Genomic DNA, 24,232 nt, shown 5'->3' with positions numbered 1-24,232 from the left:
TGACGGTGAGGGTTTTCTTTTGGGTATGTTTATCTGCGACACTCGCAGTACCGACGACATGGAGTAAAAATGTCCAGACCAACTATCATCATTAACGACCTGGATGCCGAACGCATCGATATTCTGCTGGAGCAACCCGCCTATGCCGGTTTGCCAATCGCCGACGCGTTAAACGCAGAGTTGGATCGCGCCCAAATGTGTCGGCCAGAAGAGATGCCACACGACGTGGTGACGATGAACAGCCGGGTAAAATTCCGCAATCTTAGCGATGGCGAAGTGCGTGTACGCACACTGGTGTATCCGGCCAAAATGACCGACAGCAATACTCAGCTTTCCGTGATGGCTCCGGTGGGTGCCGCACTGCTGGGACTTCGCGTTGGCGATACCATTCACTGGGAACTTCCGGGCGGCACCGCAACCCACCTTGAAGTGCTGGAACTCGAATACCAGCCTGAAGCCGCTGGCGACTACCTGCTTTAATCCCATCTGCACAAGCGTTTACTCGCTTTGCCCAGAGGATGCATCCGCATCCTCTTTCTGTTCAAATATCAACCAGACTTATCATTTTGCTCTTCCCCGCTACGTTCTAATCTGAACTGGTTATCAACCTGCGGACTCCATTATGAGTGAAGCTCTTGGTATTACAGTATTTTATATTTTCATCGCGGCAATACTTGTTGTCGCGGTGCTATACCTTGAGCAACACTGGTAGTGTTTATGTGAATATATTTTACCAATCAATACTTAATAGATATAAAATCAACGTCGCAAATCACAGAACTGCAATCAATAATGTGATGTTATGTATTCATGCAACAGCAAGGAGAGAATGCTTATGTACAAAACAATCATTATGCCGGTAGACGTATTTGAAATGGAATTAAGCGACAAAGCCGTTCGTCATGCTGAATTTCTCGCCCAGGATGATGGTGTAATTCATTTACTCCATGTATTACCTGGCGCCGCAAGCCTTAGTCTGCACCGTTTTGCTGCCGATGTGCGTCGTTTCGAAGAGCATTTGCAACATGAGGCGGAAGAACGCCTGCAGACAATGGTTGGTCATTTCAATATTGATCCCTCCCGTATCAAAACTCATGTACGTTTTGGTAGCGTGCGAGATGAGGTGAACGAGTTAGCCAAAGAACTGAATGCAGATGTCGTGGTTATCGGTTCACGTAATCCATCAATTTCAACTCATCTGTTAGGATCTAATGCTTCCAGTGTGATCCGCCACACCAACCTGCCTGTATTAGTCGTTCGTTAACAGATTAACGTATTTATGATGCCCTGCCCGGAGCAATCCCGGCAGGTTTTTTATAACGAAAAAAAGCCGCCAGATTTGACCCCGGCGGCTAAACAATAGCAGGTGAATCTTACTTCTTCTTATGCAGTTTTGGTGCGAATCAGGTAGTCAAAGGCGCTCAGAGAGGCTTTGGCACCTTCGCCAGTGGCGATGATGATCTGCTTGTACGGAACAGTCGTACAGTCACCAGCAGCAAACACACCTTTAACGTTGGTTTCGCATTTCGCATCGATGATGATTTCACCCATGCGGTTACGTTCTACTGCGCCTTCCAGCCAGTTAGTGTTCGGCAGCAGACCGATCTGGACGAAAATACCGGCCAGTTCGATGTTGTGAATATCGCCGCTAACACGGTCGCGATATTCAAGGCCGGTCACTTTGCTGCCGTCGCCTTTTACTTCAGTGGTTTGCGCGTTCAGAATGATATCGACGTTTTTCAGGCTGCGCAGTTTGTCCTGCAATACCTGGTCTGCCTTCATTTCCGGAGCAAACTCAAGCAGGGTTACGTGTTCAACAATACCTGCCAGGTCGATTGCCGCTTCCACACCGGAGTTACCGCCGCCAATCACCGCCACACGTTTGCCTTTAAACAGCGGGCCATCGCAGTGCGGGCAGTAGGTTACGCCCTTAGTGCGATACTGATCTTCACCTGGTACATTCATGTTGCGCCATTTCGCGCCGGTCGCCACGATAATGCTGCGTGCTTTCAGCACCGCACCGGAGGCCGTTTCAATCTGATGCAGACCGCCTTCAACCGCCGCAGGAATCAGTTTGCTCGCGCTCTGGCTGTCGATTACATCAACATCGTATTCATCAACGTGAACTTTCAGCGCACCAGCCAGTTTCTGGCCTTCGGTTTTCGGTACGGAGATGTAGTTTTCGATATCGACGGTATCGAGGATCTGACCGCCAAAACGTTCGCCCATCAGACCGGTACGAATGCCTTTACGTGCGGAATAAATGGCCGCCGCTGCACCTGCCGGGCCGGAACCGACGATTAATACGTCATAAGCATCACGTTTGTTCAGTTCTTCTGCCGCACGTTTTTCCGCACCCGTATCGATTTTGGCAACGATTTCGGAAATAGTCATACGACCCTGACCAAACTCTTTACCATTCACGAACACAGCCGGAACGCCCATCACGTTGCGATCGGTAATTTCGTTCTGGAACGTACCGCCATCAATCGCCGTGTGCTTAATGCGCGGGTTCAGTACGCTCATCAGGTTCAGCGCCTGCACCACGTCCGGGCAATTATGGCAGGAGAGCGAATAATAAGTTTCAAATTCAAAATCACCGTCGATATGGCGAATCTGCTCCAGCAAAGATTGTGCTTCTTTCGACGGATGACCGCCGGTCCACAACAGCGCCAGTACCAGCGAGGTAAACTCGTGACCCAGCGGGGAACCTGCAAAGCGCGGCCCCTGGTTGGAACCTGGATTAGTGATCAGAAATGACGGCTTACGCACCGGCAAGCTGTTATCTTCTTTAAAGGTGACTTTGTCTGACAGTTCAGCGATTTCAGCCAACAGTTCCTTGATTTCTGCCGATTTTGCGCTGTCATCCAGCGTGGCAATTAACTCAACAGGCTTTGTCAATTTCTCAAGGTAAGCCTTGAGTTGAGTTTTCATATTTGTGTCGAGCATGTTTATCTCCTGGGCTTTAAACATCATCATGCAAGCGGCCTCATCGGCTACCTGGATGCAGCTTGCATCATGGTGTAGAGAAGAAAATCGGGTGCCGCAGCACCCGAAGAATTAGGTGAATTTCCGAAGTATTTCACGCCAGAGCAAGGCGGCTAGCCTGTGAATCCCCGGAAGCTTACACAAGTAAGTGACCGGGGTGAGCGGGCGACGCCAACGCCGCTATGGCGTGAAAGACGAAGGAAATTTAGATTTTACCAACCAGGTCCAGGGACGGAGCCAGAGTTGCTTCACCTTCTTTCCATTTAGCCGGGCAAACTTCACCTGGGTGAGAAGCCACGTACTGTGCTGCTTTGATTTTACGCAGCAGGTCAGACGCGTCACGGCCAATGCCTTCAGCGGTAACTTCGATAGCCTGGATGATACCCTGCGGGTCAACAACGAAGGTAGCACGGTCAGCCAGACCTTCGTCTTCACGCATGTTGTCGAAGTTACGGGTCAGGGCGCCAGTCGGGTCGCCGATCATCGCATATTTGATTTTAGCGATGGTTTCAGAGCTGCTGTGCCATGCTTTGTGGGTGAAGTGAGTATCGGTAGATACTGCGTATACGTCTACGCCCAGTTTCTGCAGTTCTTCGTAGTGGTCAGCAACGTCGCCCAGTTCGGTCGGGCATACGAAAGTAAAGTCAGCCGGGTAGAAGAAGAAGACGCTCCAGCGGCCTTCGGTATCTTTTTCGGTGATTTCAATGAATTCGCCGTTTTTGAATGCCTGGTTTTTAAAAGGTTTAATTTTGGTGTTAATCAAGGACATCTATACTTCCTCCGTGTTTTCGATGTGATGTAAGGTAACCAATTTTTGCCGATTCGGCTAATGCGTTTCCATTATCAAATCGATAAGTTTTACCTTACAACCTTCGTAAGACAACTTTGTGAACTTTGCACCGCCAGCGGCGATAAAAAGTAAAAAGGGTCCCCTTTCCAGGTGACCGCATAACCTGAACTACCCTTTGGTATCTTCAGCGCCTGTTCAACAGGCTGCGGTGTTGCAATGATGATCGCAATGACGAGAGGGATTACAACACCCTCATAAACAAAGGGCAATCATCTGACATAAGGTCTTAACTATGACAGTGATAGGTTAAGCCTTTTATTGTGTATTTGCACTGAACGAAAAGGACAAAGCAATGTTAAAAAAGATAATTTTTTTAACCCTACTCCCAGGATTAGCTTACGCCGAAGAGCTTCCTGCGCCCGTTAAAGCGATTGAAAAACAGGGGATTACGATTATTAGATCGTTCGATGCACCGGGTGGCATGAAAGGTTATCTGGGGAAATATCAGGACATGGGAGTCACTATCTACCTTACGCCTGACGGCAAACATGCCATCTCTGGCTATATGTACAACGAAAAGGGAGAAAACCTCAGTAACGCCCTTATTGAAAAAGAGATTTACGCACCTGCCGGACGCGAAATGTGGCAGCGCATGGAACAATCAAGCTGGTTACTTGACGGTAAAAAAGATGCACCCGTCGTGGTTTATGTTTTTGCCGATCCTTTCTGCCCATATTGCAAACAATTCTGGCAACAAGCGCGCCCCTGGGTTGATGCCGGTAAAGTACAAATTCGTACCCTACTGGTTGGCGTGATAAAACCCGAAAGCCCAGCCACTGCGGCGGCAATCCTTGCGTCTAAGGATCCGGCAAAAACGTGGCAAGAGTATGAAGCATCAGGCGGCAAGTTAAAGCTGAACCTCTCCGGGAGCGTGAGCCCGGAGCAGATGAAGATTCTAAGTGCCAATGAGGCGTTGATGGACGAATTGGGTGCAAATGTCACACCTGCGATTTATTACATGAGTCCAGAGAACACATTACAGCAGGCTGTCGGATTACCTGATCAAAAGACCTTAAATATTATTATGGGAAATAAATAGCATACATTTTATGGATAATTGGAATAGATCACTCTTTTTCAGTTATCCATAAAATCGCAAGTATTGTTCACCCCACTCATACCAACTATGCTATTTTAGAAAAACTTAATCGTAAATTAAGTAAAACAACATAATATATAAAAATACATAAAGCCATATCATTGACTTGATGAATATTATGAGAGCAAGCATATGAATGGAGTGCATCATGGCTAATCTTTACGACTTAAAAAAATTTGATTTAAACTTGCTTGTCATTTTTGAATGCATATATCAGCATCTTAGCATTAGCAAGGCCGCAGAATCGTTATATATAACACCTTCTGCGGTAAGCCAATCTTTACAACGTCTACGCGCACAATTTAATGACCCCTTGTTTATTCGCTCCGGGAAAGGTATTGCACCAACAACAACAGGGTTAAATTTGCATCATCACCTTGAGAAGAATCTTAAAAACCTTGAACAAACTATCAACATTGTCAATAAAGCAGAACTGAAGAAAAAATTTATTATTTGTGGCCCGCAACTCATCTCTTCAACTAACAGTAGCTTTTTGATCGGATGTCTACGACAAGATACAGCCGTAGAAATTGAACATCATGACATTATGATGTCAGCAGAAAGCGCCGAAGATTTATTGACTTATCGCAAAGCAGATCTGGTCATCACATTAATGCCTGTCATCAGTCGCTCGGTGATCTGCATGCCTTTTCAGTCGATACGAAACACGCTTATCTGTAGCGCAACCCATCCGAGAATAACGGAAAACAGTAGCCGCGAAGAAATTCTTGATGAAGAGTTCACCTCCCTGGCATCAAAAGCACCTGGCCTTGAAGATTTTTAGATGGAAATAGAAGCGATTCTGGCAAACCGAAAAATAGCATTTCGTAGCTCGTCACTGTTTACTATTGTCAATACTATTGCAGTAACCGATTTACTGGGTATTGTCCCCTTCGAATTATATCGTAACTATCAAAAAAACCTTCAATTAAAACAAATAAAACTAGAACAAAATCTACCTTCTAATACTCTTTATATTTCCTATAATAAATCATCATTAAACAACCTGAGCTTCTCTCGTTTTATTGACCGCTTGAATGATAACTTTTGTTAAACATCTGCCAGTATGGATAATATCCGCCAGAAAGATTTATTATATGAATATAAAATAAGATACCTCATTTTAATTTATTAATATTATAATCAGGAAACTATCGCACTTTTCTCACGGTCACGTTAAGAGAGCGTCTTCAGATGTCCATTTATAAAATTCCGCTACCTCTCAATATCCTGGAAGCAGCACAAGACCGTATCACCTGGACACTTAATACTCTGCCTCGCGTATGCGTCTCTTTTTCTGGTGGTAAAGATTCTGGCTTAATGCTCCATTTGACCGCAGATCTGGCCAGAAAAATGGGAAAAAAAATACACGTCCTGTTTATCGACTGGGAAGCTCAGTTTTCTTGTACGATTGACTATGTTCAATCGCTACGTGAGCAGTATGCCGATGTTATCGAAGAGTTTTATTGGGTGGCACTACCGCTAACAACGCAAAATTCATTATCCCAATATCAACCCGAATGGCAGTGCTGGCAGCCTGATATTGAATGGGTTCGTCAACCGCCAGAAGATGCGATAACCGATCCCGCATTTTTCTCGTTTTATCAATCTGGCATGAGCTTTGAACATTTCGTGCGTGAATTTGCCGAATGGTTTTCACAACATCGCCCAGCCGCAATGATGGTCGGTATCCGTGCCGACGAGTCTTATAATCGTTTCGTCGCCATTGCCAGCTTAAATAAACAACGTTTTGCTGACGATAAACCGTGGACCACCGCCGCACCAGGTGGCCATTGTTGGTATATTTATCCCATTTATGACTGGAAGGTGGCCGATATCTGGACCTGGTATGCTAAACACCAGTCTCTATCTAACCCTTTGTATAACCTGATGTACCAGGCTGGCGTCCCTCTGCGTCTTATGCGAATCTGCGAACCTTTTGGCCCAGAACAACGGCAAGGTTTGTGGCTATATCATGTTCTTGAACCTGACCGATGGGCCGCAATGTGCGCCCGGGTCAGTGGCATAAAAAGCGGTGGAATTTACGCAGGTCATGACAATCAATTTTATGGTCACAGGAAGATCCTTAAGCCCGACCATCTAGACTGGCAGGAATATGCCTTATTATTGCTTAACAGTATGCCGGAAAAAACGGCTGAACATTATCGCAATAAAATTGCTGTTTATTTGCACTGGTATCAAAAAAAAGGCATCGAGATCCCTCAGACGCAGCATGGAGATATTGGTTCAAAAGACGTCCCTTCCTGGCGACGTATCTGCAAGGTATTGCTCAACAATGATTATTGGTGTCGGGCATTATCATTCAGCCCCACAAAAGCCAAAAATTATCAACGTTATAACGAACGGATTAAAGGAAAACGTCAGGAATGGGGAATACTATGCAGCAGCGATTAACGCAGGATTTAACTCAATTTCTCGCCAGTCTGGCAGAAGAAGATCGCATTAAGGCGATCAATGAGATCAGAACGGCGATCCATCAAGTGAGTCCATTTCGCGACGAACCGGTCGATTGTGTTTTGTGGGTTAAGAACACCCAACTCACTCCCAATGATTACAATCCGAATAACGTCGCGCCGCCAGAGAAACGATTACTACAAAAATCAATTGAGATCGATGGTTTTACCCAGCCAATTGTGGTGACCAATACACGAGCCAGCACACTTGAAATTGTTGATGGTTTTCACCGTCATGAAATTGGTAAAGGCTCTAACACGTTAAAATTGCGATTAAAAGGGTATTTACCGGTCACCTGTCTGGAAGGAACACGTAACGAACGTATCGCTGCAACTATTCGCCACAACCGGGCGCGTGGTCGCCACCAGGTCACGGCAATGTCAGAAATTGTTCGAGAACTCAGCCAGTTAGGTTGGGACGATAATAAAATCAGTAAAGAGCTGGGTATGGATAGCGACGAAGTATTGCGCCTCAAGCAAATTAACGGCCTGCAAGAACTGTTTGCCGACCGTCAATATTCCCGCGCCTGGACGGTTAAATAGCTAAAGCTGGCGCAGGCGTTCAGCCGCCGCCAGCAGCGTCGATTCCTTCTTGGCAAAGCAGAGACGAATCAGTTTATGCGGGAAGGGATCGGCGCAAAACACCGACAGCGGGATCGCCGCCACGCCATGCTCCCGCGTCAGCCACTGGCAAAACTCAACATCATCCAGCGTAGACACGGCGCTGTAATCCACCAGCAAAAAGTATGTGCCTTCACACGGTAAAATCTCCAGCCGACTCTCGCTTAACGCGTTCACCAGAATATCGCGCTTCTGGCGATAAAAGTCCGGTAATGCAAGATAATGTTCAGGATTTTCCCGCAGCATATCGGCAAGCGCCAGTTGTGCGGGGGTGTTGACCGAAAAGGTCAGATACTGATGCACCTTACGTATCTCGCCGCTGATGGGCGCTGGCGCAACGCAATACCCCACTTTCCAGCCGGTCATATGATAGGTCTTGCCAAACGAAGACACCGCTACTGCTCGCTCACGCAACTGTGGATGCGCCAGTACGCTGGCATGGCCCTGCTGTGAAAAGTTGATGTGCTCGTAAACTTCATCACTAATGACAAAAATCTCGCGATCGGCAATTGCCTGCCACAAGGCCGCAAAATCAGCCTGCTGCCAAACGGTCGCGCTGGGATTATGCGGCGTGTTGAGGATCACCAGCCGGGTGCGCTCGCTTAACAATGCGGCAAATTCCTGCCAGTCAACGCGAAAATGCGGCGGCTGTAGCGCAATGCGTTTCACGATCCCACCTGATAGCGTAATGGCAGGCGCATAACTGTCATAACTGGGGTCGAAACAGATAACTTCATCGCCACTACGTACCAGCGCGGTAATCGCCGCGTATAACGCCTCCGTCGCCCCTGCTGTTACGGTGATATCGCTGTCGGCATCCGGGTGATAGCCATACAGCCGTGCTGTTTTCTCAGCTATCGCCTCGCGCAATGCCTGTACGCCGGTCATTGGCGCGTATTGGTTTGCCCCCTGGGCAACGTGGTACGCCAGCCGCTCCTGTAAATAGCGCGGACCATCAAAATCAGGAAAGCCTTGCGACAGGTTAATCGCCTGGTGTTGCTGCGCCAGCGCGCTCATCTGGGTGAAAATGGTAGTGCCAAGTTGTGGAAGTTTGCTTTGTGGAATCAGAGGGTTATTTGTCATTTTTATTGTGCCTGACGAAGTTGCGTGTTGAAGGCACTATAACACGATGCTAGTATTTGGCAATCAAGACGTTTAGATGTCTAAATAAAACAATAAGGACAACACAACATGCCTCACAATCCTATCCGCGTCGTCGTCGGCCCGGCTAACTACTTTTCACATCCAGGAAGTTTCAATCACCTGCACGACTTTTTCACTGATGAACAGCTTTCTCGCGCGGTGTGGATCTACGGCGAACGCGCCATTGCTGCGGCGCAAACCAAACTTCCACCAGCGTTTGAACTGCCAGGAGCAAAGCATATTTTGTTTCGCGGTCATTGCAGCGAAAGCGATGTACATCAACTGGCGGCTGAGTCCGGTGACGATCGCAGCGTGGTGATTGGCGTCGGTGGTGGCGCACTGCTCGACACCGCGAAAGCCCTCGCTCGCCGTCTCGGTCTGCCGTTTGTTGCCGTTCCAACGATCGCCGCTACCTGCGCCGCCTGGACACCGCTCTCCGTCTGGTATAACGATGCCGGACAGGCGCTGCATTATGAGATTTTCGACGACGCCAATTTTATGGTGCTGGTGGAGCCAGAGATTATCCTCAATGCGCCGCAAGAATATCTGCTGGCGGGGATCGGTGACACGCTGGCGAAATGGTATGAAGCGGTGGTGCTGGCTCCACAACCAGAAACCTTGCCGCTAACCGTGCGTCTGGGGATCAATAATGCGCAGGCCATCCGCGATGTTTTATTAAGCAGTAGCGAACAGGCGCTGCTCGATCAGCAAAATCAGCAGTTAACGCAATCATTTTGCGATGTGGTTGATGCCATTATCGCCGGGGGCGGAATGGTGGGAGGTCTGGGCGATCGTTTTACGCGTGTAGCGGCGGCTCATGCCGTACATAACGGTCTGACTGTCCTACCGCAAACCGAGAAGTTTCTCCACGGCACCAAAGTCGCCTACGGCATTCTGGTGCAAAGCGCCTTGCTGGGACAAGATGATGTGCTGGCGCAATTAACCGAGGCGTATCACCGTTTTCATCTGCCGACTACGCTGGCGGAGCTGGAAGTGGATATCAATAATCAGGCGGAGATCGACAAAGTGATTGCCCACACCTTACGTCCGGTGGAATCCATTCATTACCTGCCTGTTACGCTGACACCAGATACGTTGCGTGCAGCGTTCGAAAAAGTGGAATCGTTTAAAGCCTGACGTACAAATTTAGCAGCAGCGCGCGCCGCCTTTTCCACCGTAGCGCGCGTCCTGCCGCTCACGGAAAAACTCTTCGTAGGTCATCGGCGTTTGATCGGGATGGTTAACCCGCATATGTTCGACATAGTTGTCGTAATCAGGCATACCAATCATCAGCTTCGCCGCCTGACCTAAATATTTTCCGGCTTTTGCCAGTGAATCAAACATCAATACCTCCGGTAATCAGATTGCTGAGAGAGTGCATTAATAGCTATCAACGCACTCGGTCAGTCCCCTCGCCCCACCGGGGAGAGGGTTAGGGTTAGGGTGAGGGGGAACCCTCGGCACTATGCCAACATTCGCCAACATCCCCCCACACTCTGACTTTAGTGCGCGCCTTTCGCCTGCGCCACGATCTCCTCGACATTTTCCGGCATTGGCTCATACGGCGTTTCTTTCGCCGTTGGCTTCGGCTCTTTCAATGCCGCCAGCGCCGTTTTAATCGAGAACAGCGCCAGAACCACCACAACCACCATAAAGAAGATGGTCAACCCGGCATCCAGACGGTTGTTAAACACCAGTTGCGCCAGTTGTGACTCGGTATACTGCGACGGAATGTTGCCGCTGTCGATCATTGCCTGGAACTTATTGGCAATGGCCAGGAAGCCCACTTTCGCATCCGGGCTGAACGCTTTCTGCCAGCCTGCGGTCAGGGTACAAATCAGCAGCCAGGCTGTTGGCACCAGCGCCACCCAGGCGTAACGTTGACGTTTCATCTTGAACAGCACTACGGCACAGAGCATCAGCGCCATCCCTGCCAGCATCTGGTTGGCAATACCAAACAGCGGCCACAGGGTGTTAATACCGCCCAGCGGATCGACCACGCCCTGATGCAGGAAGTAGCCCCACGCCAGCACACACAGCGCCGTTGCCAGCAAGTTAGCAGGCAGAGAATCCGTCCGTTTCAGACCCGGAGACACCACGCCCAGCAAATCCTGCAACATAAAGCGCGCAGCACGCGTACCCGCATCTACCGCCGTCAAAATAAACAGTGCTTCAAACAGAATGGCGAAGTGATACCAGAAGGCCACATCCATCATGCCGCCCAGCGCACCGTGCAGAATGTAGGCCATCCCCACCGCCAGCGTCGGCGCACCGCCCGCACGGGAAATGATCGACTGTTCACCCACTTCGCTGGCAATCTGGTTTAACGTATCCGGAGTTATCGCAAAGCCCCAGCTACTCACCACCTGCGCCGCAGAAGCGACCACATCCGCCGTCCCTGCCGGAGCCAGCACCGCCATCGGGCTGTTCATAGCGAAGTACACGCCCGGATCGATGATACAGGCAGAAACCAACGCCATAATCGCCACGAAGGATTCCATTAACATCCCACCGTAGCCGATAAAGCACGCCTGCCCTTCGTTCGCCAGCATCTTCGGCGTGGTGCCAGAAGAGATCAGCGCATGGAAGCCAGACACCGCGCCACAAGCGATGGTGATAAACAGGAACGGGAACAGGTTACCGGTCCATACCGGGCCAGTGCCATCGACAAATTTGGTCAGCGCAGGCATGGTCAGCGTCGGGCGCATAATCAAAATACCTACCGCCAGACCGACGATAGTCCCGATTTTCAGGAAGGTAGAGAGATAGTCACGCGGGGCCAGCAGCAGCCACACCGGCAGCACCGCCGCCACAAAACCGTAACCCACCAGCATCCAGGTCAACTGCACGCCGGTAAAATCAAAGTACGGTGCCCAGGTTGGGCTTTCTGCCACCCAACCTCCAGAGATAATGGCGAAAATCAGGAACACCAGGCCAATCACCGACACTTCGCCAATACGCCCCGGACGCAGATAACGCAGGTAGATCCCCATAAACAGCGCCAGCGGAATGGTGAACGCAACGGTATACGTTCCCCACGGGCTATGGGTCAGGGCTTTCACCACGATCATCGCCAGCACTGCAAGGATGATGACCATGATCATAAAGCAGGCAACCAGCGCAATCACCCCGGCGGTTGGCCCCATCTCTTCTTTGACCAGCTCACCCAGCGAGCGACCGTCACGGCGCGTGGAAACAAACAGCACCATGAAATCCTGTACCGCACCGGCGAGAACCACCCCGGCAAGCAGCCAGATCATCCCCGGCAGGTAGCCCATTTGCGCTGCCAGCACCGGCCCCACCAACGGACCAGCTCCGGCAATGGCCGCAAAATGGTGACCGAACAGCACTTTCTTGTCCGTCGGCACATAATCCAGTCCGTCGTTATGGCGCACCGCTGGCGTCATACGCGTCGGGTCAACCGCCAGCACATTTTTGGCGATATACAGACCATAAAAACGATAAGCGATCAGATAGATACAGACCGACGCCACCACAATCCACAGCGCGTTGATCTGTTCCCCACGATTTAAAGCAATGTATCCCAGAGCAAATGCTCCCATTACAGAGAGCACTGTCCAGACGAGGTATTTCCCTGATTTGTTCATAGTTGTTATCCGTGTGCGTGTCCATAGAGATGTTACATTTTGTTTCTATAACATCTTTGTGCAATTTAACAACACAGTAACTATGCAAATCGGAGTTGAAACCAATATTTAACTTAACAATGTTAACTCGATCACTCCGTTAACCGAGTTTTCCTGCAATCTCATTTAATTCTGTCGGGTTCATCCCAAAACCGCCGTGCCCAGCCGACAAGTGCAGCAACGCCGCCCCTGTTCATCGAAAACGACGATTTCCCAACTCTGATTTTGCCGCCCAAGATGCAACGGCTGGCAGACGCCGCGTACCTTGCCTTCAGACACCGGGCGATGATGGGTGGCGTTAAGTTCCGTGCCCACCACACACTGTCCGTCGCGGGTCATCATAAATCCGGCCATCGATCCCAGCGTTTCCGCCAGCGCCGCCGACGCGCCGCCATGCAGCAGGCCAAACGGCTGATGAGTACGGGTATCAACCGGCATTTCGGCTTCCAGCACATCATCGCCCAGACGGGTATAAACAATTCCCAGATGCGCCACCATTGTGTTGTCGCTGGTGGCGTTGAGTTCGTCGAGCGTTAAATGGCGTTTCCAGATCATGCTTATGCTCCCAGCGTTGAGCCGCCATCCACCACGATATCCTGTAGCGTGATATGGCTGGCGAGGTCAGAGGCGAGGAACAAAATCGTGTTGGCGATCTCTTGTGGACGGGCGATTTTCCCCAGCGGAATGCCGAGCTTAAACTGCTCGCCAAAGCCACGAATACGCTGTTCTTCGGCGTCATCGCTCACCCACAGCGTGCGTTGCATATCGGTATCGGTGGAACCAGGGGAAACCACATTACAGCGCACGCCACTACCCGCCAGTTCCAGCCCGACGCTCAAGGCCAGGCTTTTCAGCGCCGCTTTCGACGCACCATAAGCACTCATACCAATACGCGGCGTGTGTGCAGCGTCGGACGCTACCGTAACAATCGCCCCGCCCCGCTGACGGCGAAACTGGTTCATGGTTTGCTGAAACAGGTTAAACGCACCGCCAACGTTGACCGCAAAGGTCTGCTGCCAGTCTTCTTTGCTGAGCTGATCGGTCGCGCCCATGCGTAAAATTCCCGCTGCATTGACCAGCACGTCCAGTCGTTCCGTTTCCGCTAACAGCCGCTGACACACTTGCGCCACCTGCCCGGCGTCGGCTACATCCATCACTTCGGTCGCAAAGGGATATTGCTCCTGAGTGAACACCCGATCAAAGCCCGTGACCTTCGCACCCGCTTCAACAAATGCCAGCGCCGTGGCGTAACCGATACCTTTCCCCGCACCGGTTACCCAGACATTTTTGCCGCTGAAATCCATTATTTCACCTCGCGGGAGAGCAGTTTCCACCAGGCATCAATGGTTGGGTTTTTCGCCAGCATGACAAAATCGATATCGCCATGTACTTTGCGCCAGCGCGCCGCCAGCGCCATCATGCGCACCGAATCCAAACCGTAGTCGATCAGGTTGTCATCATCGAACGGTTCATCGGACTCGTCCAGCAACGGCAGGATCACCTCGCGCAGCGCCGCTTTACTGGAAGGAATCGGTGCTGGTAGTAACTCTTCAGTCATCACCACCCGGCCAGAACGTCCGGCCACATATTTCAGCGACATCAAATGCTCGTCACGGCTGAAATCGGCCAGCGCATCCGCCACCATAAACGGCTTGATATCACGCATAAATGCGTCGGTCGCGGTGGTCATACAGCCAATGTGGGCATATACCCCGGTAATAATCAGCTGGTTACGTCCACTTTCTTTCAGCATTTGCTCCAGCGGGGAACGATGAAACGCGCTGTAGCGCCACTTCACCAGCACTGTATCGTCGGCATCCGGCGTCAGGCGATCCACCACCTTTTGCTGTTCCGGCGAACGGGTCAGGCCCGGTCCCCACATATCATTCAACAGCGCCCGATCTTCATCGTTCTGCTCTTTCGGCTGGGCGGTGTAATAAACCGGAATATTGTGCTGTTTGCAGTAGTCACGCAGCGCCGCAATGTTCGCGATCACCTGTTCCATCATCGGACAGTTCTCGCCCCAGAAGCTGACGAAATAGTCCTGCATATCATGAATTAACAGCGCGGCGCGTTGCGGTTCAAATGCCCAGTCGACTTTATTTTGCGGAATATCGTGAGACTCCGGCAGTGCGTAAGCCTGTAATTTTGGAATAGCCATCGTGTTCTCTCCTTCAGGCTGAAGCGCGTGACGCCAGCCACTGACGTAATTGTTTTTTATCGACTTTCCCGACCGCCGTCAGCGGAAGTGAATCCACACACTCCACGCGATCCGGTAATTTAAATTCGGCGATGCCCTGCTCACGCAGGAAGCGACGCACCTGCACCGCGCGCAGCGGCTCTTTTACCACCAGATAAGCGCAGCTTTTTTCGCCCATCAGTTCGTCTTCCATGCTCACCAGTGCGGCGTAGATCACCGCCGGATGGCGCAGCAGCAGGTTTTCGATCTCTTCGGCAGCAATCTTCTCGCCACCACGGTTGATCTGATCTTTCTCGCGCCCCTGCACGGTGATGTAACCCTCTGGATCAATGGAGATCAGATCGCCGGAACAGTAAAAACCGTTGGCATCAAAGGCGCTGGCATTGTGCTGCGGGCTTTTGTAATAGCCACGGAAGGTGTACGGACCGCGCGTCATCAGGCGTCCGACTTCCCCTTGCGGCAGTGGATTTCCTTCAGCATCGGCAACCCACACTTCATCGTCCGGACACATTGGGTAGCCCTGGGTATGGATAATTTTCTCCGCACTATCATCAAGACGGGTGTAGTTCACCAGCCCTTCCGCCATGCCGAACACCTGCTGCAACTGGCAGCCAATCTCTGCGGGAATACGCGCCGCCAGCGTGGCAGAAAGACGTGCGCCACCGACCTGTAACAGTTTCAGCGAAGCAAGCTGCGCTCGGCTTTCGCCTTCAGCCAACGCCTGTAACCACAGGCTTACCGCCGGCGGCACCAGCGCAGTAACGTTGACCTGATGTTTTGCAATCAATGGGAAGCAGAGCGTGGCACTGGGATCGGCCGCCAGAACGACGGTGCCGCCCGCAAGAAATACGCCCAGCGATCCTGGTGAACTCATGGCGTAGTTGTGCGCCGCCGGAATCGCGCACAGGTAGCGCGTCTGTTGCGTGAACTGACAAATCTCGACGCTACGACGCACGCTGTAGTAATAGTCGTTATGGGTACGCGGGATCAGTTTCGGCGTGCCGGTGGTGCCGCCAGAAAGCTGGAAATAGGCCACTTCATCAGCGGGTGACGGCGTGGCAGTAAAATCCTCTGCCTGATGGTTAAACGCATCCTGCAAATTGTGCTCGCCGCTATCGTTCAGCAGTTGCACCACGCGAATGGAGGAATGTTCTGTGACGAAAGTATTGAGGAAATCATCCCCGCTAAACAGCGCATGTTGGCGATCGGCAATCAGTAACACCGGTTCAATCTGGCTGGCATAGGCGTTCAGTTCACTACGCTGATGGCTGAACAGCGCCAGCACCGGCGCAACGCCCAGTTTCAGCAGTGCGAAAAAGGTAATGTAAAGTTCAGCGACGTTACCCAATTGTACCAGCGCGGTTTCACCAGGTTTAATGCCCTGACGGCGTAAACTACACGCGAGGTTATCCGCCGCCTGATTCAGCTCCCGATAACTCAACTGCCGCTCGCCGTCGATAACCGCGATGCTGTCACTCGCAGCGTGGCGAGTCAGAATGTCGGTCAGCGGCAAATCCTGCCAGTAGCCTTTTTCCCGATAGCGACGGGCAAACTCTTCCGGCCAGCGGGTGAATGGAATGCTCATCCTCGCTCCTTAATGCAATCCAAAAACGTTCAACATGGTAGAAAGTTTGACGCCTGTTTCGCGCCACTCACCCAACGGTGACGACGCAGGCACAATCCCCGCTCCGGCAAACAGACGCACCTGATTTTTCCGCAATTTTGCGCAGCGGATGGTCACCACCCACTCGCCGTTACCTTCGCTGTCGCACCAGCCGACAATGCCGCCAAACAGTTCGCGGTCGAACGGCTCCAGTTCAGCAATAACCTGGGTCGCGGCCTGATGCGGGAAACCGCTCAGCGCGGGGGTCGGATGCAGCAGACAGGCCAGAGTCAGTGCGTTTTCTTGCGAATTAGCTTTACCTTCAAAGGGTGTTGCGAGATGCCACAGCGTCGGCGTGGTGATCAGTTGTGGAGAGGAAGGAACGTGTAACTCACTACTGCGTTCGCGCAGTACCTCTTTCATCGCCTGAGTCACCAGTTCATGTTCATGGCGGTCTTTTTCCGACGCCAGCAGTCGATTTCCCGCTTCCCTGTCCAGCACTTCATCCGGCTGACGGCGTGCGGAACCGGCTAACGGAATGGAGCTAAAACGCTCGCCGTCTTTGCGCAGCAGCAGTTCCGGGCTGGCACCGAGCAGAACTCCACCATCGGACAGCGGGACATGGAAGTTGTAACTAACCGGGTTTTGCGCGATCAACCGTTCCAGTAGTACACCGCTGTCAATGGCGGCGTCGGTGGTGATATCAATCAACCGTGATAACACCACTTTGTCGACCTGCGGCGTGGCAGTGAGTGCAGCGGCGCGGGCGACCATCTGTTCAAAAGTAGCTTGCTCCGGAATTGCCTGACGTTCTACCACGTTCAGCGCCTGGCTGCGGGTGAAACGGCGCGCGGAAGCTTGTTTTTCTTTACGGGAGAATGGCTGCCAGGATTCGGGAATATACAGCGACGAAGGCTGACGTGGATCGAAGGGAATCGCCCCGACCATCACCGGATTTTTGATGCCCTGCGCTTTGGCATCAGCAAACAGCGCGGCGAGTTTTTGCTGGAAGGGACTGTCGGGCGAATCCCCGTTCACAGCAGGTTCATCGAAGCGGGCGAAACATCCTGACGTCGTAAAACTGCGGTACGGCGACATAAAGAAAAAGCGATTGGGCGCAAGTGTTGCCATGGTCTGCTGTACTTCCTCAGCCAGTGACGTATCCATATCATCCTCCATAAAATGATAAAGGCTTTAATAATGATTATCATTTATATTTTCGGTCGCTAACCTAAAAGCAAACGCGCACTATGTCAACTCTTGAGGCAACGCAATCTGCAACTCAGGGTTGCATCTGGTTGTGGTTACAATGAAAATGAGAAGCATTATTGATGGATTCGCATAAGCGCAATGTGATGTCCTGCGCCGTTCTGCCCCCTCTCCCTTCCAGGGAGAGGGCTGGGGTGAGGGTCAGTGTTCGCACCAGTGCTGGCTGTTCCCCTCACCCTAACCCTCTCCCCAAAGGGGCGAGGGGAAGGATTGTGCGCTTTGTCGAATTTGTCATTACGCCCTTAACCTTATTAATAACAGGAAGCTGATTTGTGAGACTCGCCCCGCTCTACCGCAACGCCCTTCTATTAACAGGAATTTTGCTTTCAGGAATAGCCGCCGTTCAGGCCGCCGACTGGCCGCGTCAGATTACTGACAGCCGTGGCACTCATACCCTGGAAAGCCAGCCGCAGCGTATTGTTTCCACCAGCGTCACCTTGACCGGCTCACTGCTGGCGATTGATGCTCCGGTGATCGCCAGCGGCGCGACCACGCCAAATAACCGCGTAGCGGATGACCAGGGCTTTTTACGCCAGTGGAGCAAGGTGGCGAAAGAACGCAAACTGCAACGGCTCTATATCGGCGAACCGAGCGCCGAAGCCGTTGCCGCGCAAATGCCGGATCTGATTTTAATTAGCGCAACCGGCGGTGATTCGGCGCTGGCGCTGTACGATCAGCTTTCCACCATCGCCCCGACATTAATCATCAATTACGACGACAAAAGCTGGCAGTCGCTGTTAACGCAGCTTGGCGAAATTACCGGACATGAGAAACAAGCGACAGAGCGGATTGCGCAGTTTGATAAGCAACTAGCGGCGGCGAAAGAGCAAATCAAATTACCGCCGCAGCCGGTCACTGCCATTGTCTATACTGCCGCTGCACACAGTGCCAATCTCTGGACGCCGGAATCAGCACAAGGGCAAATGCTGGAACAACTCGGCTTTACGCTGGCGAAGTTGCCCGCAGGCTTAAACGCCAGCCAAAGCCAGGGCAAACGCCATGACATCATTCAGCTTGGTGGGGAAAATCTGGCTGCAGGGTTAAATGGCGAATCACTATTCCTGTTTGCCGGTGATCAGAAAGATGCCGATGCTATTTATGCTAATCCGCTGCTCGGGCACCTGCCCGCAGTACAAAACAAGCAGGTTTATGCGCTGGGAACCGAGACGTTCCGCCTGGATTACTACAGCGCCATGCAAGTGCTGGACAGACTTAATTCACTGTTTAAAAAAGATTGATAAAACATACAATTAGAGCACTAACAGTCCCCTCGCCCCTTTGGGGAGAGGGTTAGGGTGAGGGGAAAATGCACCTTTAGCTAACTGTCGGACGCTGTCACCTGCGACGGCGTCTGGCGAAAACGTCGCAACTCCACCAGCACCAGCAACAACAACACGCCGATAATCAACAAACCAAAACCGCTCGCGCTTGCGGAAGCAACCGGTGTCATCATCGCTCCCAAACCGCCCAGCAGCGCCGCGCCTATGGCATCTCCCGTCACGTTTTGCGCCGTCCACAAACCGTTAATCCGCCCTAACATCGCTTCCGGGGTTTGCGTTTGCAGCATTGTATATTGCAGCAACGAACTAACCGCGCTCAGCCAGCCGAACAGCGCCAGACAAACCACGCCTAAAATCCACATCGGCATCAGGCCAAACAGACCAATGGCGAGGAACGATCCCAGCGTGGAGAGCAGCATCAATAACCCTGGTCGCGCGCTATGTGCCAGCTTCCCGCTGGTTAACGCGCCAATAGCCGCACCGAGCGGGATCGCCGCATAGAGAAAACCAATCTGTGCCGCCGACATCTGCCAGTTGTCAGCCAGCGCCGGATACAGTACCCGCACCGCACTCGCCATCGTCAATAACCCCCCCAGCAGCGCAATTCCCCCCACCAGCGGGCTGGCGAGCAGAAAACGAATCGCTGCCAGAAGCGATTTCAGCGGATGCTCACGCGGCTGCGGTGGCGGTGGCAGCGCCGGAAGGCTTAACAACGGCAGCAGGGTAATAAACGTTCCCGCCGCCGCCAGCCCGTAGTTCCAGGCCACGCCACCGATCGCCAGCAATAAACCGCCAATCATGGGCGAAATCACCGAACCCAGGCGCACGGTCAACATGGTGATCGCCCCGGCCTGCATTAAGTTTTCACGCCCTACCAGTGCAGGTGTCGCCGCCAGTAGCGCCGTAACGCCAAGCGATGCGAAAAAACCATCCCATAAACCAAGTAAATAGATTGCCAGCAATGACGGCTCCGGCAGCAGCGCGTTCAGGCACAGTCCAATGAAGCCAATGCCACAGGTGCCGCGCGCCAGCAAAATCACTTTTTTGCGCTCATAGCGATCCGCCAGCACGCCGCCAACCATCAGGCCAACAAACATCGCGCTGCCGGTGAGCGTCACCGAAAGCCCCACCTGCCAGGTAGAATGCGTCATCATCTGGATCTGCACCGGCACCGCGACGCCGAGCAAACCCAGAGACACAATTGAGATAAAACGAGCGAGGAATACTGCGCGAAACGCCGGGTGCGTTTTCAACAGGCTGAGGTTAAGCAGCCAGGATTGTTTATTCATTACAATGCCTTGCCATCAAATATTTTAAATACCTATTCTTAGGCTGCACATGCTAACATATCCAAATAAGATCGATAACGATAATTAATTTCATTATCATGGAAGTTCGTATGTCTGGTTCTGTTGCCGTGACACGCGCCATTGCCGTGCCCGGATTGCTGTTATTACTGATTATCGCGACGGCATTAAGCCTGCTCATTGGGGCAAAATCACTCCCCGCTTCCGTAGTGCTGGAGGCCCTCTCCGGCACCTGTCAGAGCGCCGACTGCACCATCGTGCTCGACGCGCGACTGCCGCGCACCCTTGCCGGTTTACTTGCAGGCGGCGCGCTTGGCCTTGCCGGGGCGTTGATGCAAACCCTCACCCGAAATCCACTTGCCGACCCCGGCTTGCTTGGCGTGAACGCCGGAGCCAGCTTTGCCATTGTGCTGGGTGCGGCGCTGTTTGGTTACTCTTCCGCACAGGAACAACTGGCGATGGCCTTCGCCGGGGCGCTGGTGGCCTCGTTGATTGTTGCCTTTACCGGCAGCCAGGGCGGCGGGCAGTTAAGTCCGGTGCGTTTAACCCTGGCGGGCGTGGCGCTGGCGGCGGTGCTGGAAGGGCTGACCAGCGGCATCGCCCTGCTTAATCCTGACGTCTACGATCAACTGCGTTTCTGGCAAGCCGGTTCGCTGGATATTCGCAATCTACATACCTTAAAAGTGGTGCTGATCCCGGTGCTGATCGCCGGAGCAACCGCGCTATTACTGAGCCGCGCACTGAACAGTTTAAGCCTCGGCAGCGACACCGCGACGGCGCTGGGCAGTCGCGTGGCGCGCACACAGTTAATTGGTCTGCTGGCGATTACCGTGCTTTGTGGTAGTGCGACAGCGGTAGTTGGCCCGATTGCCTTTATTGGCCTGATGATGCCGCACATGGCGCGCTGGCTGGTGGGTGCCGATCATCGCTGGTCACTCCCCGTCACGCTACTTGCTACCCCTGCCCTGCTGCTGTTTGCCGATATCATCGGGCGTGTGATTGTGCCCGGCGAGCTGCGCGTTTCTGTAGTCAGCGCCTTTATTGGCGCACCAGTGTTGATCTTTCTTGTCCGACGTAAAACGCGAGGTGGCGCATGATTTACGTCTCTCGCCGATTAATCATCACCTGTTTGCTGCTGGTTTCCGCCTGTGTAGTTGCAGGTATCTGGGGATTACGTAGCGGTGCCGTCATGCTGGAAACGTCGCAGGTATTCGCCGCGCTGATGGGTGACGCCCCACGCAGTATGACGATGGTGGTCACCGAATGGCGTTTACCGCGCGTGCTGATGGCGCTATTGATTGGTGCGGCGCTGGGCGTCAGCGGCGCGATTTTTCAGTCGCTGATGCGTAACCCGCTCGGCAGTCCGGATGTGATGGGCTTTAACACCGGGGCGTGGAGCGGCGTACTGGTGGCGATGGTACTGTTTGGTCAGGATCTGACAGCTATCGCGCTGGCAGCAATAGCGGGCGGCATTGCCACTTCTCTACTGGTCTGGCTGCTTGCCTGGCGTAACGGCATCGACACCTTTCGATTGATTATTATCGGCATCGGCGTTCGCGCCATGCTGGTGGCCTTTAATACCTGGCTGCTGCTGAAAGCGTCTTTAGAAACGGCGCTAACAGCGGGGTTGTGGAATGCCGGATCGCTCAATGGCCTGACGTGGGCAAAAACCTCGCCCTCCGCACCCATTATTATATTGATGCTCATTGCCGCCGCCTTGCTGGTAAGGCGGATGCGTTTGCTGGAGATGGGCGATGACACCGCCTGCGCACTGGGCGTCAGCGTCGAACGCTCGCGTCTGTTAATGATGCTGGTCGCCGTAATACTTACCGCAGCTGCCACTGCCCTGGCGGGGCCAATTTCCTTTATCGCGCTGGTTGCACCGCACATTGCCCGACGCATTAGCGGCACTGCTCGCTGGGGGCTAACTCAGGCGGCGCTGTGCGGGGCGTTGTTACTGCTGGCGGCCGATCTCTGCGCTCAGCAACTGTTTATGCCGTATCAACTTCCGGTTGGCGTCGTTACCGTCAGTCTCGGCGGTATTTACCTTATCGTCTTGTTAATTCAGGAGTCTCGCAAAAAATGACCGAATCAGTAGCCCGTTTGCGCGGCGAACAGTTAACCCTGGGATATGGCAAATATACCGTCGCGGAAAATCTTACTGTAGAAATTCCTGACGGTCACTTCACGGCAATTATCGGGCCAAATGGCTGCGGTAAATCCACGTTACTGCGTACCTTAAGCCGCCTGATGACGCCTGCTCACGGGCATGTCTGGCTGGATGGCGAGCACATTCAACATTACGCCAGTAAAGAGGTCGCACGCCGGATTGGCTTGCTGGCGCAAAATGCCACCACGCCGGGCGATATCACCGTGCAGGAGCTGGTGGCGCGTGGGCGTTACCCGCATCAACCGCTGTTTACCCGCTGGCGCAAAGAAGATGAAGAAGCGGTAATGAAAGCGATGCAGGCCACGGGCATTACTCATCTGGCGAATCAAAGCGTGGACACCCTTTCCGGTGGGCAACGGCAGCGAGCGTGGATTGCCATGGTGCTGGCACAGGAAACGGCAATTATGCTGCTCGACGAGCCGACCACCTGGCTGGATATCAGTCATCAGATTGATCTACTGGAATTATTGAGCGAACTGAACCGCGAGAAAGGCTATACGCTGGCGGCGGTGCTGCACGATCTTAATCAGGCCTGTCGCTACGCCAGCCATTTGATTGCGCTGCGGGAAGGAAAAATTGTCGCTCAGGGAGCGCCGAAAGAGATTGTCACTGCTGAACTGATCGAGCGTATTTACGGTTTGCGCTGCATGATTATTGATGATCCGGTAGCAGGAACACCGTTAGTGGTGCCGCTCGGACGAACGGCACCGTCAACCGCCGTGATTTAAACTAACCGATCTTCCATCATGGCATCCTGTTTTCTGGATGCCATTGCATGATGCAAGAGCACACTGCCACAAGCAACTATACCGCCGATCAACGCGGAAAGGATCACGATAATTGCTTTGCCCGGACCGTCTTTTTTCACCGGCAAAGTCGGACGCAACTGATATTTAAACGGCGTAAAATTTACATCGTTGACATTTGCTTTTGTTAACTGATTGACAAGATATTGACGATTACGTAACTCACCATTCAGTTCCGCAACATCGGTGACCGCTTTTTCAATTTCAAGTTTGCGTTCAATACCGTCTGCGCCGAGAGAAATAGAAAAATCAGGGTCGTCTTTAACGGCCTGACCATTACTGTAAACAGGCTTTTTAATTCCTGCCGCATTGGCAATATCCAGTGAATAATTGAGGCGCTGAATATTTGCATCAAGTTGGTTTTTCGTTTTAATACGATCCTGAGCCAGTTTTTCTTTTTCAAACTGGGTTCTGATTTCCAGTTTATTACGCACATTTTCAATCGACTCTTTCACCACGATAGCAGAGATATAATCGATATACCCTGCCAATACTGTCTGCGCTTCTTCACTGGTGGGTGCGGTGAAACTTAATGTCCAGGAAGTATACAACGCGGACTCATCTTTTTTCTTACTGGCGTTATCATCAACCACTTTCATTTTTTCGCTCAATGCGACAATAGCGCGATGCAAATCCAGGGTGATGCTGCCAACTTACTGATTTAGTGTATGATGGTGTTTTTGAGGTGCTCCAGTGGTTTCTGTTTCTATCAGCTGTCCCTCCTGTTCAGCTACTGACGGGGTGGTGCGTAACGGCAAAAGCACCGCCGGACATC

At 52.2% G+C, this 24,232-nt stretch carries 23 protein-coding genes and 2 pseudogenes; 13 read left to right on the top strand and 12 right to left on the bottom strand.

Annotated features, from left to right (window positions below):
- Window positions 1-69 precede the first annotated feature (69 nt).
- The 3 genes from rnk (at window position 70) to uspG (ending at window position 1,264) form a co-directional block, all read left to right on the top strand.
- Window positions 70-480, top strand: coding sequence for a nucleoside diphosphate kinase regulator (gene rnk, locus FC814_RS09400; RefSeq protein WP_000089725.1), 411 nt, complete (start codon window positions 70-72; stop codon window positions 478-480).
- A gap of 142 nt (window positions 481-622) precedes the next feature.
- A complete protein-coding gene (gene yldA, locus FC814_RS23465; protein ID WP_016159109.1) occupies window positions 623-712 on the top strand; it encodes a small membrane protein YldA in 90 nt (29 codons plus the stop codon).
- Between the two features lie 123 nt (window positions 713-835).
- Complete coding sequence (uspG, locus tag FC814_RS09395; protein WP_010346594.1) at window positions 836-1,264, top strand: universal stress protein UspG; 429 nt, start codon at window positions 836-838, stop codon at window positions 1,262-1,264.
- Between the two features lie 119 nt (window positions 1,265-1,383).
- On the opposite strand, the gene ahpF is transcribed toward uspG, so the two are convergent.
- Both ahpF and ahpC read right to left on the bottom strand, forming a co-directional pair.
- Window positions 1,384-2,949, bottom strand: coding sequence for an alkyl hydroperoxide reductase subunit F (gene ahpF, locus FC814_RS09390; RefSeq protein WP_032224910.1), 1,566 nt, complete (start codon window positions 2,947-2,949; stop codon window positions 1,384-1,386).
- Window positions 2,950-3,193: 244 nt separating this feature from the next.
- Entirely contained in the window at window positions 3,194-3,757 is a 564-nt protein-coding gene (ahpC, locus tag FC814_RS09385) for an alkyl hydroperoxide reductase subunit C (RefSeq protein ID WP_000052796.1), read from the bottom strand.
- A gap of 373 nt (window positions 3,758-4,130) precedes the next feature.
- On the opposite strand from ahpC, the gene dsbG reads away from it, so the two are divergent.
- From dsbG to FC814_RS09365, 4 genes and pseudogenes are all read left to right on the top strand, one after another.
- On the top strand, window positions 4,131-4,877 hold the full coding sequence (gene dsbG, locus FC814_RS09380; protein ID WP_000913735.1) for a thiol:disulfide interchange protein DsbG: 747 nt from the start codon (window positions 4,131-4,133) through the stop codon (window positions 4,875-4,877).
- Between the two features lie 208 nt (window positions 4,878-5,085).
- Window positions 5,086-5,991: pseudogene (locus FC814_RS09375) on the top strand (LysR family transcriptional regulator).
- Window positions 5,992-6,131: 140 nt separating this feature from the next.
- Entirely contained in the window at window positions 6,132-7,352 is a 1,221-nt protein-coding gene (locus tag FC814_RS09370; RefSeq protein WP_085460506.1) for a phosphoadenosine phosphosulfate reductase, read from the top strand.
- A complete protein-coding gene (locus FC814_RS09365) occupies window positions 7,325-7,954 on the top strand; it encodes a ParB/RepB/Spo0J family partition protein (RefSeq protein ID WP_000528559.1) in 630 nt (209 codons plus the stop codon). Before FC814_RS09370 ends, FC814_RS09365 begins: the two co-directional genes overlap by 28 nt.
- Here the strand turns inward: FC814_RS09365 and ybdL are convergent, their stop codons facing one another.
- Window positions 7,955-9,115, bottom strand: coding sequence for a methionine-oxo-acid transaminase (gene ybdL / locus FC814_RS09360; protein WP_137325862.1), 1,161 nt, complete (start codon window positions 9,113-9,115; stop codon window positions 7,955-7,957).
- A 108-nt stretch (window positions 9,116-9,223) separates the two neighbouring features.
- Between ybdL and hcxA the strand changes: the two genes are divergently transcribed.
- Window positions 9,224-10,312, top strand: coding sequence for a hydroxycarboxylate dehydrogenase HcxA (gene hcxA / locus FC814_RS09355; protein WP_137325861.1), 1,089 nt, complete (start codon window positions 9,224-9,226; stop codon window positions 10,310-10,312).
- Window positions 10,313-10,321: 9 nt separating this feature from the next.
- Here the strand turns inward: hcxA and FC814_RS09350 are convergent, their stop codons facing one another.
- From FC814_RS09350 to entC, 7 genes are all read right to left on the bottom strand, one after another.
- Window positions 10,322-10,519, bottom strand: coding sequence for a YbdD/YjiX family protein (locus FC814_RS09350; RefSeq protein ID WP_000460431.1), 198 nt, complete (start codon window positions 10,517-10,519; stop codon window positions 10,322-10,324).
- Between the two features lie 158 nt (window positions 10,520-10,677).
- Complete coding sequence (cstA, locus tag FC814_RS09345) at window positions 10,678-12,783, bottom strand: pyruvate/proton symporter CstA (RefSeq protein ID WP_001043146.1); 2,106 nt, start codon at window positions 12,781-12,783, stop codon at window positions 10,678-10,680.
- 180 nt (window positions 12,784-12,963) lie between these two features.
- On the bottom strand, window positions 12,964-13,377 hold the full coding sequence (gene entH / locus FC814_RS09340; RefSeq protein ID WP_000637953.1) for a proofreading thioesterase EntH: 414 nt from the start codon (window positions 13,375-13,377) through the stop codon (window positions 12,964-12,966).
- A 2-nt stretch (window positions 13,378-13,379) separates the two neighbouring features.
- Entirely contained in the window at window positions 13,380-14,126 is a 747-nt protein-coding gene (gene entA, locus FC814_RS09335; RefSeq protein ID WP_000347668.1) for a 2,3-dihydro-2,3-dihydroxybenzoate dehydrogenase EntA, read from the bottom strand.
- On the bottom strand, window positions 14,126-14,983 hold the full coding sequence (entB, locus tag FC814_RS09330; RefSeq protein ID WP_137325860.1) for an enterobactin biosynthesis bifunctional isochorismatase/aryl carrier protein EntB: 858 nt from the start codon (window positions 14,981-14,983) through the stop codon (window positions 14,126-14,128). The genes entA and entB overlap by 1 nt, the downstream gene beginning before the upstream one ends.
- A gap of 13 nt (window positions 14,984-14,996) precedes the next feature.
- Window positions 14,997-16,607, bottom strand: a complete 1,611-nt coding sequence (entE, locus tag FC814_RS09325; RefSeq protein WP_137325859.1) for a (2,3-dihydroxybenzoyl)adenylate synthase EntE — start codon at window positions 16,605-16,607, stop codon at window positions 14,997-14,999.
- A gap of 9 nt (window positions 16,608-16,616) precedes the next feature.
- Window positions 16,617-17,792, bottom strand: coding sequence for an isochorismate synthase EntC (gene entC, locus FC814_RS09320; protein WP_010346610.1), 1,176 nt, complete (start codon window positions 17,790-17,792; stop codon window positions 16,617-16,619).
- A 374-nt stretch (window positions 17,793-18,166) separates the two neighbouring features.
- On the opposite strand from entC, the gene fepB reads away from it, so the two are divergent.
- The gene (fepB, locus tag FC814_RS09315) at window positions 18,167-19,132 is read left to right on the top strand and encodes a Fe2+-enterobactin ABC transporter substrate-binding protein (RefSeq protein WP_137325858.1); all 966 of its coding nucleotides are present in this window, start codon (window positions 18,167-18,169) and stop codon (window positions 19,130-19,132) included.
- A gap of 80 nt (window positions 19,133-19,212) precedes the next feature.
- Here fepB and entS read toward each other — a convergent pair whose 3' ends face one another.
- Window positions 19,213-20,463 (bottom strand): enterobactin transporter EntS, encoded by a 1,251-nt coding sequence (gene entS, locus FC814_RS09310; protein WP_137325857.1) that lies wholly within the window; start codon window positions 20,461-20,463, stop codon window positions 19,213-19,215.
- A gap of 110 nt (window positions 20,464-20,573) precedes the next feature.
- On the opposite strand from entS, the gene fepD reads away from it, so the two are divergent.
- From fepD to fepC, 3 genes are read left to right on the top strand one after another with little or no spacing between them, the layout of a single operon-like run.
- Entirely contained in the window at window positions 20,574-21,578 is a 1,005-nt protein-coding gene (gene fepD / locus FC814_RS09305) for a Fe(3+)-siderophore ABC transporter permease (protein WP_001295314.1), read from the top strand.
- On the top strand, window positions 21,575-22,567 hold the full coding sequence (fepG, locus tag FC814_RS09300; protein WP_137325856.1) for an iron-enterobactin ABC transporter permease: 993 nt from the start codon (window positions 21,575-21,577) through the stop codon (window positions 22,565-22,567). The genes fepD and fepG overlap by 4 nt, the downstream gene beginning before the upstream one ends.
- Window positions 22,564-23,379: an iron-enterobactin ABC transporter ATP-binding protein gene (fepC, locus tag FC814_RS09295; protein WP_000140639.1), complete on the top strand. Its 816-nt coding sequence runs from the start codon at window positions 22,564-22,566 to the stop codon at window positions 23,377-23,379. The genes fepG and fepC overlap by 4 nt, the downstream gene beginning before the upstream one ends.
- Here the strand turns inward: fepC and wzz(fepE) are convergent.
- Window positions 23,376-24,095: pseudogene (gene wzz(fepE), locus FC814_RS09290) on the bottom strand (LPS O-antigen length regulator Wzz(fepE)); the annotation flags it as partial. The gene fepC and the pseudogene wzz(fepE) sit on opposite strands and share 4 nt — an antisense overlap.
- 55 nt (window positions 24,096-24,150) lie before the next feature.
- Between wzz(fepE) and FC814_RS09285 the strand changes: the two are divergent.
- On the top strand, window positions 24,151-24,232 hold an 82-nt coding region (locus FC814_RS09285; RefSeq protein ID WP_320408481.1), incomplete at its 3' end, for an IS1 family transposase.

The organism is Escherichia sp. MR, from assembly GCF_005280595.1.
Lineage (GTDB): Bacteria > Pseudomonadota > Gammaproteobacteria > Enterobacterales > Enterobacteriaceae > Escherichia > Escherichia ruysiae.
The sequence above is the reverse complement of the archived record's forward strand: the minus strand, read 5'-3'. Positions and strand labels throughout refer to the sequence as shown.